Annotated in this window: 18 protein-coding genes; 6 read left to right on the forward strand and 12 right to left on the reverse strand. The window is 26.9% G+C overall.

The genetic code is table 11. The features are described 5' to 3' along the window. The first annotated feature begins 2 nt into the window (after window positions 1-2). Window positions 3-617, forward strand: coding sequence for a recombination protein RecO (gene recO, locus ACBT_RS08210; protein ID WP_024776062.1), 615 nt, complete (start codon window positions 3-5; stop codon window positions 615-617). 11 nt (window positions 618-628) lie between these two features. On the opposite strand, the gene ACBT_RS08215 is transcribed toward recO, so the two are convergent. Both ACBT_RS08215 and ychF read right to left on the reverse strand, forming a co-directional pair. Then, window positions 629-1,453, reverse strand: coding sequence for an HDOD domain-containing protein (locus ACBT_RS08215; protein WP_024776061.1), 825 nt, complete (start codon window positions 1,451-1,453; stop codon window positions 629-631). A 24-nt stretch (window positions 1,454-1,477) separates the two neighbouring features. After that, a complete protein-coding gene (gene ychF, locus ACBT_RS08220; RefSeq protein ID WP_024776060.1) occupies window positions 1,478-2,581 on the reverse strand; it encodes a redox-regulated ATPase YchF in 1,104 nt (367 codons plus the stop codon). A 427-nt stretch (window positions 2,582-3,008) separates the two neighbouring features. Here ychF and ACBT_RS08225 point away from each other — a divergent pair, with 427 nt between their 5' ends. The 4 genes from ACBT_RS08225 (at window position 3,009) to kcuS (ending at window position 8,937) form a co-directional block, all read left to right on the forward strand. Beyond that, complete coding sequence (locus ACBT_RS08225; protein WP_024776059.1) at window positions 3,009-3,962, forward strand: substrate-binding domain-containing protein; 954 nt, start codon at window positions 3,009-3,011, stop codon at window positions 3,960-3,962. Then, complete coding sequence (locus tag ACBT_RS08230; RefSeq protein WP_024776058.1) at window positions 3,963-6,542, forward strand: PAS domain S-box protein; 2,580 nt, start codon at window positions 3,963-3,965, stop codon at window positions 6,540-6,542. 96 nt (window positions 6,543-6,638) lie between these two features. Continuing rightward, a complete protein-coding gene (locus ACBT_RS08235) occupies window positions 6,639-8,738 on the forward strand; it encodes a carbon starvation CstA family protein (RefSeq protein WP_024776057.1) in 2,100 nt (699 codons plus the stop codon). A gap of 1 nt (window position 8,739) precedes the next feature. Beyond that, window positions 8,740-8,937: a KCU-star family selenoprotein gene (kcuS, locus tag ACBT_RS08240; RefSeq protein ID WP_024776056.1), complete on the forward strand. Its 198-nt coding sequence runs from the start codon at window positions 8,740-8,742 to the stop codon at window positions 8,935-8,937. A 47-nt stretch (window positions 8,938-8,984) separates the two neighbouring features. Here kcuS and ACBT_RS08245 read toward each other — a convergent pair whose 3' ends face one another. The 6 genes from ACBT_RS08245 to ACBT_RS08270 form a co-directional block, all read right to left on the reverse strand. Further along, on the reverse strand, window positions 8,985-10,148 hold the full coding sequence (locus ACBT_RS08245; protein WP_024776055.1) for a PepSY-associated TM helix domain-containing protein: 1,164 nt from the start codon (window positions 10,146-10,148) through the stop codon (window positions 8,985-8,987). Between the two features lie 8 nt (window positions 10,149-10,156). Continuing rightward, a complete protein-coding gene (locus tag ACBT_RS08250; RefSeq protein WP_024776054.1) occupies window positions 10,157-10,819 on the reverse strand; it encodes a hypothetical protein in 663 nt (220 codons plus the stop codon). Window positions 10,820-10,907: 88 nt separating this feature from the next. After that, window positions 10,908-11,138, reverse strand: coding sequence for a hypothetical protein (locus tag ACBT_RS08255; RefSeq protein WP_024776053.1), 231 nt, complete (start codon window positions 11,136-11,138; stop codon window positions 10,908-10,910). 7 nt (window positions 11,139-11,145) lie between these two features. Continuing rightward, a complete protein-coding gene (locus ACBT_RS08260) occupies window positions 11,146-11,295 on the reverse strand; it encodes a hypothetical protein (RefSeq protein WP_157833409.1) in 150 nt (49 codons plus the stop codon). A 53-nt stretch (window positions 11,296-11,348) separates the two neighbouring features. Further along, window positions 11,349-11,654 carry a hypothetical protein gene (locus ACBT_RS08265; RefSeq protein ID WP_024776052.1) on the reverse strand — a complete coding sequence of 102 codons (306 nt, stop codon included), beginning with the start codon at window positions 11,652-11,654 and terminating at the stop codon, window positions 11,349-11,351. A gap of 59 nt (window positions 11,655-11,713) precedes the next feature. After that, the gene (locus ACBT_RS08270; RefSeq protein ID WP_024776004.1) at window positions 11,714-12,019 is read right to left on the reverse strand and encodes a TonB-dependent receptor plug domain-containing protein; all 306 of its coding nucleotides are present in this window, start codon (window positions 12,017-12,019) and stop codon (window positions 11,714-11,716) included. Between the two features lie 119 nt (window positions 12,020-12,138). On the opposite strand from ACBT_RS08270, the gene ACBT_RS08275 reads away from it, so the two are divergent. Next, window positions 12,139-13,428, forward strand: a complete 1,290-nt coding sequence (locus ACBT_RS08275) for a diguanylate cyclase (protein WP_024776003.1) — start codon at window positions 12,139-12,141, stop codon at window positions 13,426-13,428. Window positions 13,429-13,434: 6 nt separating this feature from the next. Here ACBT_RS08275 and ACBT_RS08280 read toward each other — a convergent pair whose 3' ends face one another. Genes ACBT_RS08280 through ACBT_RS11885 form a run of 4 tightly spaced genes read right to left on the reverse strand, consistent with a single transcriptional unit; the run spans window position 13,435 to window position 17,169 of the window. Continuing rightward, on the reverse strand, window positions 13,435-14,646 hold the full coding sequence (locus tag ACBT_RS08280) for an ABC transporter permease (protein ID WP_024776002.1): 1,212 nt from the start codon (window positions 14,644-14,646) through the stop codon (window positions 13,435-13,437). After that, a complete protein-coding gene (locus ACBT_RS08285) occupies window positions 14,646-15,350 on the reverse strand; it encodes an ABC transporter ATP-binding protein (protein WP_024776001.1) in 705 nt (234 codons plus the stop codon). The genes ACBT_RS08280 and ACBT_RS08285 overlap by 1 nt, the downstream gene beginning before the upstream one ends. Continuing rightward, complete coding sequence (locus tag ACBT_RS08290) at window positions 15,340-16,596, reverse strand: efflux RND transporter periplasmic adaptor subunit (RefSeq protein WP_228130320.1); 1,257 nt, start codon at window positions 16,594-16,596, stop codon at window positions 15,340-15,342. The genes ACBT_RS08285 and ACBT_RS08290 overlap by 11 nt, the downstream gene beginning before the upstream one ends. Window positions 16,597-16,614: 18 nt before the next feature. Next, window positions 16,615-17,169 (reverse strand): TolC family protein, encoded by a 555-nt coding sequence (locus ACBT_RS11885; RefSeq protein WP_407647546.1) that lies wholly within the window; start codon window positions 17,167-17,169, stop codon window positions 16,615-16,617. Window positions 17,170-17,191 lie beyond the last annotated feature (22 nt).

Here is a 17,191-nt window from a genome sequence, read left to right on the forward strand (position 1 = left end):
TAATGCAAGGCTATATTATTGATTTAAAAGTAGTAAAAGATGATGATTTAATAGTAACTCTTCTTTGCGAAAATGAATTGATTACTTCATATAGATTTTATGGAGCAAGACATTCAAATATCAATATTGGCTACAAAATAGATTTTGAATTAGAAAAGACAAAATCCTCTATTCCAAGGTTAAAAGATGTAATTCAACTAGGTTTTCCTTGGATTTTAAATAATCAAAAGATGTATGCCTGGCAAAGATACTTAAAACTTTTTTATCCTCATTTAAAAGAACTTGAAGATTTGGAGCCATTTTATTTCTTTCTATTAGATAATTTAGTTTCCAAAATAGAAAAACAAAATGTTTTAAGAGCTATTTTAGAGTCATATCTACTACTATTAGATCATGAAGGAAGACTTCATACAGATTTTGAGTGTTTAATTTGTGAAATTAAAATTAATAGTAATTTATCAATAATAAGAGGTTTTTTACCAGTTCATAAGGAGTGTATTAGAGGAAAAGTTTTTGATTACAAAAAGATAAAAGAATTTTTTCTTACAAAAAAAAGTATAAACCTAAATGATAATGAAGTAGAAAATCTTTTTGAAGTTCTACTTCTTGGACTTTAAAAAAACTCTTTTTATATTTCTTGATTTTGAGCTAACTTATTTTTTAACTCATCAATAGAAGATTTTAAAATTGATATGTCAAACTCATAAGCTTTTGCTTTTTCTAGAGCTTTTGCAATATTCTTATCACTCAATGGTTCTATAACATTTGCAGCTGTTTTAATAACATCTAAAATTTGAACTCTTTGTTTAAATTCTGGTTCAACAGTTGAAATATCATCCACAGAATCTATTAAATTTATTAAATTATCACTTAATTTCCAGTGTCTAAAAATTTGAGCTGTAACTTTTGCAGTTGATGTTTCTAAGAATTCATATTCTGCTTCTTTTACAGAAGATTCTTCAACTTTTGCTAAAAACTCTTCTTCTTTCCCGTCACTAATAATAATAGAAGATAAAACAAACTTTCCAACTTCTTGTAAAAATGAAGCCAAAACTATATCATCATGATATTCAACTTCAAATCGAGAAAGCCAGTTATTTGCTAATGATGAAGCAATATTAGAACCTTTCATAAAATCATCACTACTAATACCGTATGGCTTCAAACTAGCACTTAATAAATTCTGGATACTTCCTCCAATTGCTATTGAAACTGTGAAATTAATTCCTAAAAGACTTAAAGCTCTTGAAGGTGACTCAACTTTTGTTCTAAATCCAAACATAGCTGAATTTGCAATTTTAAGTAAAGTTGATACTATCAAAGCATCTTTTTCTATAATTTTTAACAGTTCATTTAACTCTTTATCCTGCTTTTTTCTAAACTCTTCAATTTCTATAATAGTCTTTGGTAGTGGAGGTAAAGATTCTATTTTTTGAAGTATTTTTTCAGTCATCTGTATATTTCCTAATATAATTTTTTATACGTTGAATCTAAAATGCATAATATCACCATCTTGAACGATATAATCCTTACCTTCAAGTCTTAGTTTTCCAGCATCTTTACACTTAGTCTCGCCACCAAACTTAACATAGTCTTCATATGAAATAACTTCTGCTTTAATAAAACCTTTTTCAAAATCATTATGAATAACCGCCGCTGCTTGAGGAGCTTTAGTATTTTTTCTTATAGTCCAAGCTCTTACTTCAACTTTTCCAGCTGTAAAGTAGCTTTGAAGTCCTAATTTATCAAAAGCTTTTTGAATTATTTGTTCTAATCCAGATTCTTGAACACCTAAATCATCTAAAAATGCTTTTGCTTCATCATCTTCAAGTCCAACTAATTCTTCTTCAATTTTTGCACATAAAACTATAACTTCAGAATTTACACTAGCTGCATACTCTTTTAACGCTTCTACGTACTCATTTGTACCTGTTGACAATGTATCTTCATCAACATTTGCACCATAAATAACATCTTTATTTGATAAAAATCTAAGCTCTTTATCTAAACTAATAAATGCCTCATTATCTTTATTCTCAAAAGTTTTTACAGGTTGCAATTCACATATATGAGCATATAACTCTTCAGCGATTACAAGTTGAGCTGCCGCTTCTTTACTTCCTTTTGCTTGTTTTTTTAGTCTATCAATCTTTTTTTCAAGTTGTGTTATATCTGCATAAATAAGTTCTGTCTCTATTATTTCAATATCTCTTAGAGGATTTACATCACCTTCAACGTGAGTAATATTTCCATCTTCAAAACATCTTACCATATGTAAAATAACTTCAACTTCTCTAATATTTGATAAGAACTGATTCCCAAGCCCCTCACCTTTACTTGCTCCTCTAACTAAACCTGCAATATCAACAAAATCAATAGTTGAATGCTGTATTTTATCGGGATTAACAATCTTTGCTAACTCATCTAATCTTTTATCAGGAACTGGAACTATCGCCTTATTTGGCTCAATTGTACAAAAGGGATAATTTTGTGCCTCAGCGTTTTGTGCTTTTGTTAAAGCATTAAAAGTTGTACTTTTCCCCACATTTGGAAGACCTACTATTCCTACACCTAATCCCATTAAAATCCTTTATTATTAATTGTTTACAATATCTTCAAACTTCTATTTAAAATAATTTATTTATTCTAAATAAAAAACTTCTACAAACATAGAAATTATTTTTATGTTAATATTATAAACGAAAAAGACAAAGAAATAGATAAAACAAAGATTATTTAATTATGTAAATATTATAAGTTGAGTTAAAAGTAAAATCCCTTAGCAGCTCTGTCTTTAACAGAGCCACTAAGATTTAAATATTCAGCTTTAGCATAGATACTCACACCACCTAAATCTTTTGTTATATTTTTTAACTTTTTATCAATAATTATTAAAATGTTATCTAAGTTATTTAAAAATAAAATTCGATATTATCGATATTTTATACGCTCCTCTATAAATTTTTTAAATTTTTTGATATTATATTGACATCTTATCAAGGAAATAGATGAAAATTACGAAGATTATTATTCTTTTTTTTGTTCTTTTATGCTCAATGCATGCAGCCTCTCATAAACGGATTGCTTATATTGTTTCTGATTTAGAAATTCCTTTTTGGCAAATTATGTCAAAAGGTATAGAAACTAAAGCTAATGAATTAGGATATAAAATTTCTATTTATAGTTCAAGTAATTTGAAAAAAAACGAGTTAGAAAATCTTGCTTTAGCTTTAAGCACTAAAATAGATGGTTTAATTATATCTCCTATAAACTCTTCTACGGCAGTAACTCTTTTAGAAATAGCAAAAAACAATAATATTCCAGCTGTTGTTGCAGATATTGGCTCTGATAGTGAAAATTATATATCTTTCATCTCTTCAGATAATAAACAAGGAGCTTATGAACTAGGAAAGATTCTAACAAAATATATGAAAGATTTATCAATAAATAAAGATGGTTCTGTTGGGATTATTGCTATTCCTCAAAAAAGAGCAAATGGAAAAGAAAGAACATTAGGATTTATGCAAGCACTTAATGAAGATAACATAAAAAGTGCTGGTTTATATCAACAAGTTGATTTCTCATATGAAGAAACTTATAATTATTCAAAAAAATTAATTAATGATAATAAAAATCTAAAAGCTATATGGTTACAAGGATCAGATAAATATAAAGGTGCTTTAGATGCAATAAAAGATTCAAATAAAGAAAAAGAAATAGCTCTTATTTGTTTTGATGCAGAACCTGAATTTTTAGAAATGATTCCAAAAGGAATTTTGATAGGTTCTGCGATGCAACAGCCATATTTAATGGGTCAAGAAGCTGTTATTTCCCTAGATAATTTTTTTAATAATAAAGAAGTAATTAAAGAAAAAAAATTACCAATTTTACCTATTTCTAAACATAACATTGAAGAAAAATTAAAAACAATAAAATTAAATGTATTAGGAATAAAAGATTAGATGAAAAATAGAACATTAATTGTATCTTTTTTACTACCATTTTTAATCACTATTATTACAATTATGTCATTTTATACAGTTTATAACTATTTTGAAACAAAAAATAGATTAATAAATGATATTAATTTAAGAATGAATTCAATAAGTAAACAATTAAATGACAGCCTACCACATTTTATAAATTCATACGCTATTAGTGAATACAAAAAACTAATTGAAAATCAAATGCAAGATAATAATATTTTAGCAATAATTGTAAAGGATTATAGCTATGGAAAAATATTTGGTAAAGAGTTTATTGAAAGTGGTAAAATAAGAGAATTTGATAAAATATTAGATTTTGATAGAGAATATGCAAATCATAACAACTTATTAAATGAAAATTTTTCATACATAAAAACTGATTTAATAGATAATTTTAATACAAAAATAGCAGAAATTGAACTTTATAGTTCTAGTAATGAACTAAATACGAAGCTAAATGAAATAGTTAAAAAAAGTATATTTGAGATAATTATTCTATCATTGTTTATCATTATATTAGTTTTCTTTATAATAAAAACTTTAATTTTAAAACCTATATTTAATATGGTAGATGCAATACAAAACAATGATAAATATGGTATTCCAAAAGAAAATATTCCTGAAAACAATAGAGTAAAAGAGTTAAATGAACTCTCTAAAAAAATGAATGAAATGATTTCTACAATAAAAAATTCTAGGTATGAGATTAGTCAAATTAATAACAAAATGGAATTAATTATAAATAGTATCAATGATGGTATTTGGGATTGGAATCTAAAAACAAATGAAGTATATTATTCTAATCAATGGAAAAAAATTTTAGGTTTTAATGATGATGAAATAAAAAATGATTTTAATGAATGGAAAAGTAGAGTAAATCCAGAACATTTTGAAAATATAGAGAAAGATTTAAATTACTATTTAGAAAGTAAAAGTGATATTTTCAAAAATGAACATCAAATATTATGTAAAGATGGCTCATATAAATGGATTTTGAATAGAGGTATAATTGTAAATCGAGATGAAGATGGTAATCCTTTACGAATGATTGGTACTCATACAGATATAACTTTCATAAAAGATTTACAAAAACAGATTATTAAAGAGAAAGATTTTATTTCTAATATTATCGATAACTCAAATGTTATAATAGCAGTAATTGATAACAAGGGAAGAATGTTTAAAGTAAATAAATTTACACAAGAATTTACTGGTTATTCGCAAGATGAAATAGCTAGTGTTCCTTTCTTTTGGGTTAGATTTTTGCATAAAAATGTTCAAGTAAAAATAAATGAAATTGTAGAAGAAGCTAAAAAAGGAAACATAAAAAAATATTTCAAAGCTAGTTGTTTTTCAAAAAACAATGAAGAGAAAATATTTGAGTGGTCAAATACCTTAATTAAAAAAGCTGATGGTTCGATTGATTATATTGTTACAATTGGAATAGATGTAACAGAAAAAGAGATTATCCAAAAAGAGATTCTACAACAAAAAGAAGAATTGGAACTAATATTTAATTATTCAAAAGATGGGATAGCAATTTTAGATTTAAATACAAGATTTTTAAATTTTAATGACTCTTTTTTAAATATGACAGGATTTTCAAAAAATGAATTATTAGAAAAAACAGTTTTCCAATTGGTTGCAAAAAAAGATGATGAAAAAAATAAACGGATAATAAATCAAATATTAGAAGAAGGATTTGTAAACAATTTTGAAGAAACTTTTGCATTTAAAGATAAAAGAGTAATCACAAATTTAAGCATTTCATTACTTCCAAACAAAGAAACTTTACTCATGATTATAAAAGATGTAAGTTCGCTAAAAGTTTTACAAGAACAAGCAAAATTAGCATCTTTAGGCGAAATGATAGGAAATATAGCTCATCAGTGGAGACAACCTTTAAGCTTTATTAGTATTAGTGCTAGTTCTTTAAAAGTAAAATCTGAATTTAACATTCTTACAAAAGAAGAAATAAATGAAACTTCAACTGCAATAGTAAAACAAACTGAATATTTATCAAACACAATTGACAACTTTAGAGATTTTATAAAAGAAGATAAAAGTTATACAAACATAAGCATAAAAGAAGTTTTAGATAATAGCTTAAATCTTGTATATGCATCACTAAATAATAATTTTATAAATCTTACTTTAGAACTTGATGATGATTTATCTATATTAGGTAATAAAAATGAATTAACAGAAGCTTTTTTAAATATTATTTCAAATAGTAAAGATGCTTTAAAAGAGAAAAAAGAAGAAGATAGATTTTTGTTTATAAAAAGTAAAAAGTTAAATGAAAATCGACTTAAATTAAAGTTTTTAGATAGTGGTGGTGGGATTGATGAAGAAATTATTTCAAAAGTTTTAGAACCATATTTTACTACAAAACATAAATCTCAAGGTACAGGTCTTGGACTTTCAATTGTAGATAAAATTTTAAGAGAAAGACATAAAGGCACTATTGAAATTTATAATGAAGAATTCACTCACAATCAAAAAATTTATAAAGGCTTAAGCTTTAATATTATTTTTGAAAAAACTGAAATTTAGGATAATAATTTTTTTTAAAATTTTTTTTTACGCTTTCTTTATATTTATTTTGGTTATACTTATTCCTAAACTAAATTTTTTAGAAAGGATTTTACTATGAATAAGCTTTTATGGCTTGCAATAGCAATAGTTGGAGCTTTATGCTTTGGTTATTTAGCATTGCAAAATGGTGAGACAGTTTCAGCTATGTATTTAGTTGTAGCTGCTGTGTGTATTTATATGATTGCATATAGATTTTATGGAAGATTTATTGCTTATAAAGTTTTAGAACTTGATAAGAATAGAGCAACTCCTGCGATGATTCATGATGATGGAAGAGATTATGTTCCTACAAATAAATCTGTTTTATTTGGACATCATTTCGCCGCAATTGCTGGTGCTGGTCCTCTTGTTGGTCCAATCTTAGCTGCTCAAATGGGATATCTACCTTCAATGCTATGGATACTTGTGGGTGGAGTATTTGCTGGAGCAGTTCACGATTTTGTAGTTTTATTTATATCTTCAAGAAGAGATGGAAGATCTTTAGGTGAAATTATAAAAGATGAATTAGGAACATTCACTGGTGCTGTTACTATGATAGCTATATTTGGTATTATGCTAATTATTATAGCTATTTTATCAATGGTTGTTGTAAAAGCTTTAGCTGAATCACCTTGGGGATTATTTACAATTGCTATGACTATTCCAATTGCTATTTTCATGGGTATTTATATGAGATATTTAAGACCTGGAAAAGTTGGAGAAGCTTCAGTTATTGGATTTATTCTTTTAATTTTAGCTATTCACTATGGAAGTGTTATCGCTGCTGATCCTGTATGGGCTGCTAGATTTACTTTTGATGCTCCTACTTTAGCAATTATTATGATGGCTTACGGTTTTATAGCTGCTGTTTTACCTGTATGGTTCTTACTAGCTCCTAGAGACTATTTATCAACTTTCTTAAAAATTGGTGTTATTGGACTTATGGCTATAGCAATAGTTATTGTTGCTCCGGATATTCAAATGCCAAAAACAAATCCTCAATATTTTGATGGAACAGGTCCTGTTTTTGCAGGGGCAATTTTCCCATTCTTATTTATTACTATTGCTTGTGGTGCTATTAGTGGATTCCATGCCCTAATTTCAAGTGGAACAAGTCCAAAAATGCTTGAAAATGAAACTCATGCATTACCTGTTGGATATGGTTCAATGTTAATGGAAAGTGCTGTTGCTATTATGGCTTTAATCTGTGCTACTATTTTACATCCTGGATTATACTTTGCTATTAACTCTCCAGCAGCGTTCATTGGAACAGATATTGTAAATGTTGCTCAAACTATTTCTGGTTGGGGATTTACTGTAACTGCTGAAGAAATTAAAGCACTTACTACAAATATTGGAGAACAAACAATTCTTTCAAGAACTGGTGGAGCACCAACATTTGCTATTGGAGTTGCACTTGTACTTCATGAATTATTTGGTGGAATCGATATGATGGGATTCTGGTACCACTTTGCTATTTTATTTGAAGCACTATTTATTTTAACTGCAGTTGATGCAGGAACAAGAGCTTGTAGATTCATGGTTCAAGACATTTTAGGTAATGTTTACAAACCACTTGGAAATACAAGTAACTATGCAGCTGGAATTTTAGCAACTGCACTAAGCGTTGCTGGTTGGGGATATTTCTTATACCAAGGAACAATTGACCCAAGAGGTGGAATTTATTCATTGTGGCCACTATTTGGAGTAAGTAACCAAATGTTAGCTGGTATGGCATTACTTTTAGCTACTGTTGTATTATTTAAAATGGGTAAAGCAAAATATACTTGGGTTACAGTATTACCTGCAATCTTTGTATTAACTGCAACTATGTATGGTGGAGTTCAAAAAATATTACCTTTCAAAGAAGGTGATAGAGTTCACAATGCAGTAAGTCACGTTGCAACTGCTCAAATTCAAATTAAAAAAATTGCTGATTTAGAAGCAAAATTACCAACTCTTACAGAAGAAACTGATATTGCTAAAGCTAAAAAAGATATATCAATTGCGCAACAAGTTAAATTCTCAAATATAATTAATGCTATTTTATGTGTATTCTTTATGTTTGCTACATCTCTTGTAATTATTGCAACTCTAGGAATTTGTTTTGGAAAAATCAAAATTCCTTTAAAAGAAACTCCTTATGTAAGGCTTGATAGTTTACAAAAGGCTTGATATGTTTGAACAAATCAAAGCTTTGTATGAAAAATCTGAAAAGTTTTTTCATCCCCTTGTGGGGCTTTCTAGTTATGAAAAATACCTTGAACACATGAAAAGAAATCATCCTGACAAAGAGGTTTTAACTAGAGGAGAGTTTTTTAAAGAAGCCGTTGATAGAAAATACAATACCGGTGGCTTTAAAAAGTGTTGTTAAAATTTTTAGAGTAGAGTGTCTACTACACAAGAAAAAAGAAGAGATTCTTAAATCTCTTCTTTTACAATCTTTTGAGCTTTTGCTCTTCTTTTTTTCAATCTATCATAATACAACATATATCCAGTGATTACAAATAGTACCATTAATGAAGATGCTATAAACATAAGCAATTGTCCAATCCAACCAAAATATTCACCTGTATGAAGAGGTAAAATACTACTCATAATTTGTTCATTCAATTTTTTATCTTCAAATTTTACATCTTTTACTACTATCGAATCTTTTACATTTATTTCCATAGTATTTGTTTCTCTATAATGTGCAGCATCTGCAAAAAGATAAGATATTGAATAAAATTCTTCTTTATTTGGAGTTAATCTTAAATTTGCATTTTTATACTCTTTTGAAATATTTTGAACAAATATATCAACTACTTTTTGTACTGTTTCATAAGGTATCATTTGAGGTTTTTGTTGGTTCTTAGCTTGTTCTTGAGCTACTGGTTCTCTTTTTGGTTGTTCTACTTGCATAACAGTAAACATAGCACTTCTATACCAATCATATGACCAATATAATCCTGTAAGAGTTACAAGTAAAAACATTGGAATTACCCACATACCAACAGCACTATGCATAGTTGATAAAAAAGCCCTTTTTTTATGTTTAAAACTAAAAGTAAAACTTTTAAAAAAATGATTTTTTACTCTTGGCCAATATACAATCAATCCACCAATAGTTAAAATTATACAAGCTATAGTTGTAAGAGCTACAATATTTTTACCAATTTCTCTGGAATCACCTTCAAAAGCTAACCATCTATGAAGTCTAAGAAAAAATGAAAAAAAATCTTTTCCTGTAAGCTCTGGTAATATTTCAACTGTGTATGGATTTAAATATATATTTTGACCTTTTTTTTGATTTGGATCTTTTGAAGCTATATTTAAAACCACACTAGAACTTTTATCATTAGAAAAAGAGATAGAATTTATTTTTGTATCGGGATTTTGTGATTGATACTTTTGCAAAATCTCTTGAACTTTTAATATTTGTTTATCTTGAGCAATTGGAATATTATATGTATTAGGATTTAAAAATCTTAAAATCTCTTTTTCATAAGATAAAACAGCTCCTGAAAAACCAACAATAAGTAGTGTTAAACCAAAAATTACTCCAAAAAACCAATGTATTTTATACCAAATTGTTTTATGCATAGTTATTCCTATTTATTTATTTTCCAAGGTAAACCTTGTTCTAAATTTATACTATTTGTAATTACATGAATCGTTTTATCAAAAGTTTTACCATTTTCTTCACCTTTTATATTCTCTTCAAAGCTAGCTTCTAAAAGATAAGTTCCTATCCAAGGAGTTTGTATTTCAAATTCTCCATTTTCATTTGTATAAAAATTTTTTTCCCATTTTGTAGGAGATACAACTGTTACTTTAATTTTTACTAAAGGTTTATTATCAAATAGTAATTTGAAAGTATTACTATTTTTTTCTACTGAAATAAAATCAAATTTTGCTAAAGCTTCTGTATTAGTAGCCCCTACTTTTGCATAACTAATTTTTCTAATTGATTGTTGTGTATTTTTATTTAATCTAGGTTCACTTACTTCAACTAAGATTAAATCACTATCTTTTGAAAGTGTTAATGCAATACTATTTTCTTCTCTTTTTAGATCTTTTACTATATCTTTTGGATAAAAAGTATCTACTTTTAATTTATTTAAAAATTTACTTCTCTCTTTTTGATCTTCTGAAAATTCGCCAAAATAGATATTTACTTTATCTTTTTTTTCTTTTTCCATCCAAATTGCATAAGCAGATGCATTTGATAAAAATATTGCTGATGTTAAAACACCATAAACTAATCTTTTCATATATTAACTCCTATATTTTAAATTTTAATATTAACAAGCCAATTTTAACTCTATATTAACAAAATTGATAATCGATATTAAAATATAGCTAAATTATAGTTCCATAATCTAATAAAATTTCTAAATTTATATTTTCTTTCTTCATTATTCCATTAAATTTTTTTATAAAATTTTTATTAACTAATTTCGTATTATCCGATTTAAGATACAAATAATTTTCATTTAATAATAAGAAAATTGTTTCTATTAAAAAAATTGGATTATTTTTAAAACTTGTTAAAGATAACATCTCTTCAAAACTTAAATCTCCTGACTTCATCAATGGGTCACCCAAGTTCAATATCGATAATATTTTGTATTTTTAGTTGAATTTCGTTTAGTTGTAGAATTTCAAATTTTTTCTTATTTGTAATTGGATTAGTATATTCTAGTCCATAAATTGTTTTTATCTCTTCTAGTGCTTTTTGCACTGACAAATTTTTATCATTAATTTTAATAATTCTTTCTAGTTTTTTATAGACTGTGTAGGCTATAAATGATATTGAAATATGAGCCTACTTGAAGGAAGTTTATCTAGTTCAAATATTGATTGCAGTGTTGTATCATAACGAAGCCAATCTGTGTGAGAAAATCTATTACCACCTGTAATAATACTAAGCCAAAAACCTAATATTAAAATAGTTGGATCATATCCTCTATTTGAATTTGGTTGAGGAATATTTAGTTCATTTAAATAAGGTAATATTTGTAAGTGATCTATAAAATCTTTTAATAATTTCATACCTCCCAAAGGAGTTACTTTTTTATCTGAATAAGCAATTTTTAACTCACCCATTTGGTGATCCTTATAAATGAAGTTGTAGAGACTATTATATGCCAGTTTGTTTTAGATTATCATTTCTCTATTGAAAAATTTGGGTTCATTGGTTTTCCATCAATCAAGTAAAGTGTATATGATGATCCCATACCTCTAATAGAAATAGTTTGATTACTTCCTCCACCATTAACATAAACACCAGGAACATTTTTAAGTGCATCTGTAACATCGGAATAAGATTTTTCTTCTAATTCTTCAGCAGTAATTACTGAAATTGTTGCTGGAGCATCAGCCACATTTTGTTCATATCCTGAAGCAGATGTTACAACTTGAACATCATCAAGTTTTGTAGTTTCATTTGCTAAAATCAAATTTTGTGTCAAAATTAGTGTTGCAGCACTAACCGCTATTTTAATTCTTATTTTTTGCTATTCTGTAGCTTCTTTTTAAAGATATAATTTTTTAGAATTTGAGTTTAACTTGTTTTTTCAAAGGGGAAAATATGACGGAGAGACAGTTAGTTAATATAATAAAGTACTCACCTATTTTGGTTCTTCCTTTAATAATAATTATTATTTTTATATTAGAAATAATAAATTTTAAAAAAAGTTTTGAAGAAAACTATAATAGAGTTTCTAATTATTTAATAGAAAAAGAAGAGAAGTTACTTGAAAAAAATTCTACTATAGCTATTGAAATTTTAGAGTATAACTCCACACTAAATGGTCAAAAAATTGATGGAAATATAATCTTTGATTTATTCAAAAATATAAATAAAAAAACTAATGATTACTTTTTTATTTTTGATACAGATGGTAAAGTAATAGTTCATAGTTACCTAAGGCATTTAGAGGGACAAATCCTAAAAAATTCAGAAGTTGAACACTATAAATATGCTACAAATAAAATTATTGATAAAAATAATGATTCAACATATATTGAATATTATTGGCAAAATCCAACTACTAATAAACTTGAAAAAAAGATTTCTTTCATAAGAAAAATACCCCATACTAATCTAATAATTGGAAGTGGTTTTTATCCAAATGATTTAGTAAAAGTTGCAGAAAATCAAAGAGATACTTTAGTAAAAGAGTATAGAAAAAGGTTAAATGGGGCAATTGCTCTTGCTAGTTTAATGATTATAATATCAATGTTTCTTGCAAAAAACATTTCAAATAAATTAGTTTTTGCATTTGAAAATCTAAATCGTTCTATAAATAAAAAAGAAGAAGAGTTAGAAACTTTACAGAAAGATATAGAAAACAAAGTAATAACAAGAACTCAAAAAATAGAAGAAGATTTCAAGAAAATGGAAAATATTGCTTCAGTTGATGCTCTTACAAAAGTATATAATAGGTTTGCATTTTTTAAAGAGTTAGATAAACTAAAAGGTAAAAAATTTTGCTTAATCATGTTTGATATAGATCATTTTAAGGATATAAATGACACTTATGGTCATGATATTGGAGATTTTGTTTTAAAAGAACTATGCCAAGTTGTTAACAATAAACTTCGCCGAGGAGATATTTTTACAAGATATGGTGGAGAAGAGTTTATAATTATTTTTCCAAATTCAACTATTCAAGCTACTGTTTCCATAGCAAATCGTATTAGAAAAGATATAGAAAATCATGATTTCAAAAAAGTTCCTAAAGTTACGGTTAGTTTAGGAGTCATAGAGGTAAAAGCTAATACGTCTCAAGAAGTATTCTTAAAAAATGTTGATATTGCTCTATACAAAGCAAAAGAAAATGGAAGAAATAATGCTGTAATTTTTGAAGAGGAATGAGCTAAATTACTCATACCTCAACGCATCTATTGGATTTAATCTAGCAGCTTTTCTTGCAGGGAAATATCCAAAAACCACTCCTATTAAAGTTGAAAAAACAAATGATATTAATATAATTTGACTATTTATAATATATGGTAAATCAAAAGCTCCCACTGCTAAATACCCTATACCTAGTCCCATAAATATTCCAATAATACCACCCCAAGTTGAAAGTACAATAGCCTCTATTAAAAATTGCATTAAAACTTCACTTTGCATTGCACCAATTGCAAGTCTTATTCCAATTTCTCTTGTTCTTTCAGTAACTGATACAAGCATAATATTCATAATACCAATTCCTCCAACAAGTAATGATATACCTGCTATTGAACCTAAAAGATAAGTCAACATTTTTGTAGTGCTTGTCATAGTATTTAATATATCTTTCATATCTCTTATATGAAAATTATCAGCTTCTCCTACTTTAATAGCTCTTCTATCTTGCATTAAAGAAGTAATTTGTGCTTTTGCATCTTCGATATACTTTTCTTCCATTACTGATACAATTATTGTAGAAACATCCAAATTTCCTTGAATTTTTCTCTGATACATTTTAAGAGGTGTTATAACAACTTCATCTTGGTCTCTTCCAAAGCTACTAGCTCCTTTTGAAGCTAAAACTCCAATAACATTACAAGGAAAGTTTTTAAGCCTTATCGTAGAGCCAATTGGATTTTCATCTCCAAATAGATTTTTTACAACTGTTGTTCCTAAAAGACAAACCGATTTGCCACTAGAAACTTCACTTTCTTCAAAAATTCTTCCCTGTTCAACTTCCCAATCCTTGATAACAAAATAATCATTTGTAGTACCAACAATCAATGAAGAGTTACTTTTATTTCCAAATACTACATTAGCCATACTAGAATTCTCTGCTGTTACACCTTTTAGATTTGCAACTTCATTTTTTATTGCTGTTATATCTTCATTTTTAAAAGGTTTTGCACTATTATCATCTCTTGGAGCACCTCTCTTTTCTTGTCCAACTCGAACATTTAACATATTACTTCCAAGTTTTTCAATATTTTCTGTAACTTTTGCAGTTGTTCCATCTCCAATCATAACCATAGCAATAACAGAAGCAACTCCTATTACAATTCCTAAAATAGTAAGAATTGATCTTAATATATTTCTTCTTATCTCTTTTATTGCTATTAATAAAGCATTTAATAACATTATTTAAATCCTTTTTTTAAGGAGTCTTCAATATTTCCATCTCTAAAATATATTACTCTTGAAGCATAAGCTGCCATCTCTTCTTCATGTGTCACCATAATAATAGTAATATTTAATTCCTCATTTAATTTTTTTAATAACTCCATAACCTCAACACTTTTTATACTGTCAAGATTTCCTGTTGGTTCATCAGCTAATAAAAGTAAAGGATCTGTAACTATTGCTCTTGCTATTGCAACACGTTGTTGCTGACCTCCACTTAATTCTGCTGGAGTATTTTTTATAACACTTTCTAATCCTACTTTTTTTAATGCTTCTATTGCTAATTTATTTCTTTGTTCTTTAGGAACTTTTCTATAAATCAAAGGTAATTCAACATTTTCTAAAGCACTTGTTCTTCCTAATAGATTAAATCCTTGAAAAACAAAACCTATGTAATTTCTTCTTAATATTGCCATTTGATTTAAATTTAAATTCTCTACATTCACTCCATCAAAAAGATACTCTCCACTAGTTGGTTTATCTAAACATCCAATAATATTCATAGATGTAGATTTTCCACTTCCACTAGCTCCCATAATTGCAACAAACTCACCTTTGTAAATTTTTAAATCTACACCATTTAATGCATATGTTATATTAGCCCCTATTCCATAGCTTTTTTTGACATTTTTAAACTCAATTAAAACTTCTTTATTTTGCATTTTGGCTCTTTTGAGAAATTATGACTTCATCATCTATCTTTATCTCTTTAGAATTTATAGATGATAGTTTTGAATCACTATCAAGAACTTTAACTTTTACCTCTTTTGGATTACCATTTTCAAGTATATAAATTGAAGCTAAACCATCTTTAGTTTTGTTTTCTTTTGGATCTTGTGGTCTTTGAAAATTTGGTGGTCCTGCTAGTGTTGCCTTTTTTGCTGTAACTTGTTCATTACTTACTTTAGGAGTGAATCTTAATGCACTATTAGGAATTAAAATTTGATCTCTTACATTTTTTGTAATAATTTTTGCATTTGCAGTCATTCCAGGCTTTAATAATAAATCAGGATTATCAACACTTACAACTGTTTCATAAGTTACAACTCCATTTGTTGTAATTGGATTTAATCTTACTTGTTTAATTTTTCCTTTAAACTCTTTGTTTGCATAAGCATCAACCGTAAAAGTTACATCTAATCCTTCTTTAATATCAGCAACATCCGCTTCATCAATACTTACAACTAAATCCATATTTGTTAAATCTTTTGCCAATGTAAATAGTTTTGGAGCAGACATAGTTGCAGCCAATGTTTGCCCTATTTCAACTTCCTTGTTTAAAACTATTCCTTTTATACTAGATTTTACACTAGCTTTTTCTAAGTTTTGTTTATCATTTTTTAAATTTGATTCAGATTGCATAACTTTTGATTTAGCTGCTTCTAAACTTGAAAGAGCTGCTTCATAAGAAAATTTTGTATCATCTAACTCATTTTTTGATGGATATTTACCATTTGAACTATCAAACATCTTTTTTGTTCTATCATAAAGTAATTTTTTGTTTTTTAAATTTACTTCACTCTCTTTTTGATTTGCTTTTGCTATTGCTAAAGCTGCCATTGAACTTTCAACCTGAGCTTCCAATTTTGTTGTATCAATCTTTGCTAAAACTTGCCCTACTTCAACTTCATCATTAAAATCAACAAATATTTCTTTTATTGTTCCTGAAACTTCGATACCTATTTCAACACTATTTGTAGGTTTTATATTTCCACTAGCACTAACAAGTACAGTTAAATCACCTTTTGATACCTTTGAAGTTATATATTCTATTTTTTTATCAGCTTCTTTTGGGAAAAATATATAAACTAATATAGCTACTATTAAACTAACTACTATTAAACTAATATACTTATATGATTTATTACTACTTTTATAACTGTTTAATTCATTTCTTAAATTACTCATTTTTATGCCTTTTATCTTTTAATTTCTTGTTTGAAAATGAAGTTTTACATACTGCTGTAAAATGCTGATATCATTTATTTTTAAATCATATAAATTTATCTCTTTTGTGTTTCTCAAAATATCTAAATCATACATTGAAGTCATTCCAGCTTGGTTTGAGATCTCATTTGCTTTTATCAACTCATCATAAAGCTTTATATTATCTTCAATTGTTTTTATATGTTTTTTATAAGTGTCAATCTTTGTTAAAAGAGTTTCAAAATTATTTGATTCTTCATTCTTAACATCATTTACAAAAGCTTTTTGTTTTAATACTTCAAGTTTCGCTTCTTCAAGTTTTGTTGACTTATTATAATCATACAAAGGCATTTCTAAACCTAAAGCTACATTTCCACCAGCATCATCCTTATTTGTATCTTTTAAAGTAGTTGAAAAAGTATCTCCACTATTAGAGTAATCTAATCCTGTAGAAAAATATATTTTAGGTAAATAATCTGTTTTTTGTTTTTCATAATCTGTTTTAAGCATAGAAACTTTTGCCTGTTCTTGTAAAATATTTAAATTTTTACTCATAAAATCATCTTTTAAAATTAAA

The organism is Aliarcobacter cibarius, assembly GCF_013372265.1.
Classification (GTDB): Bacteria; Campylobacterota; Campylobacteria; order Campylobacterales; family Arcobacteraceae; genus Aliarcobacter; species Aliarcobacter cibarius.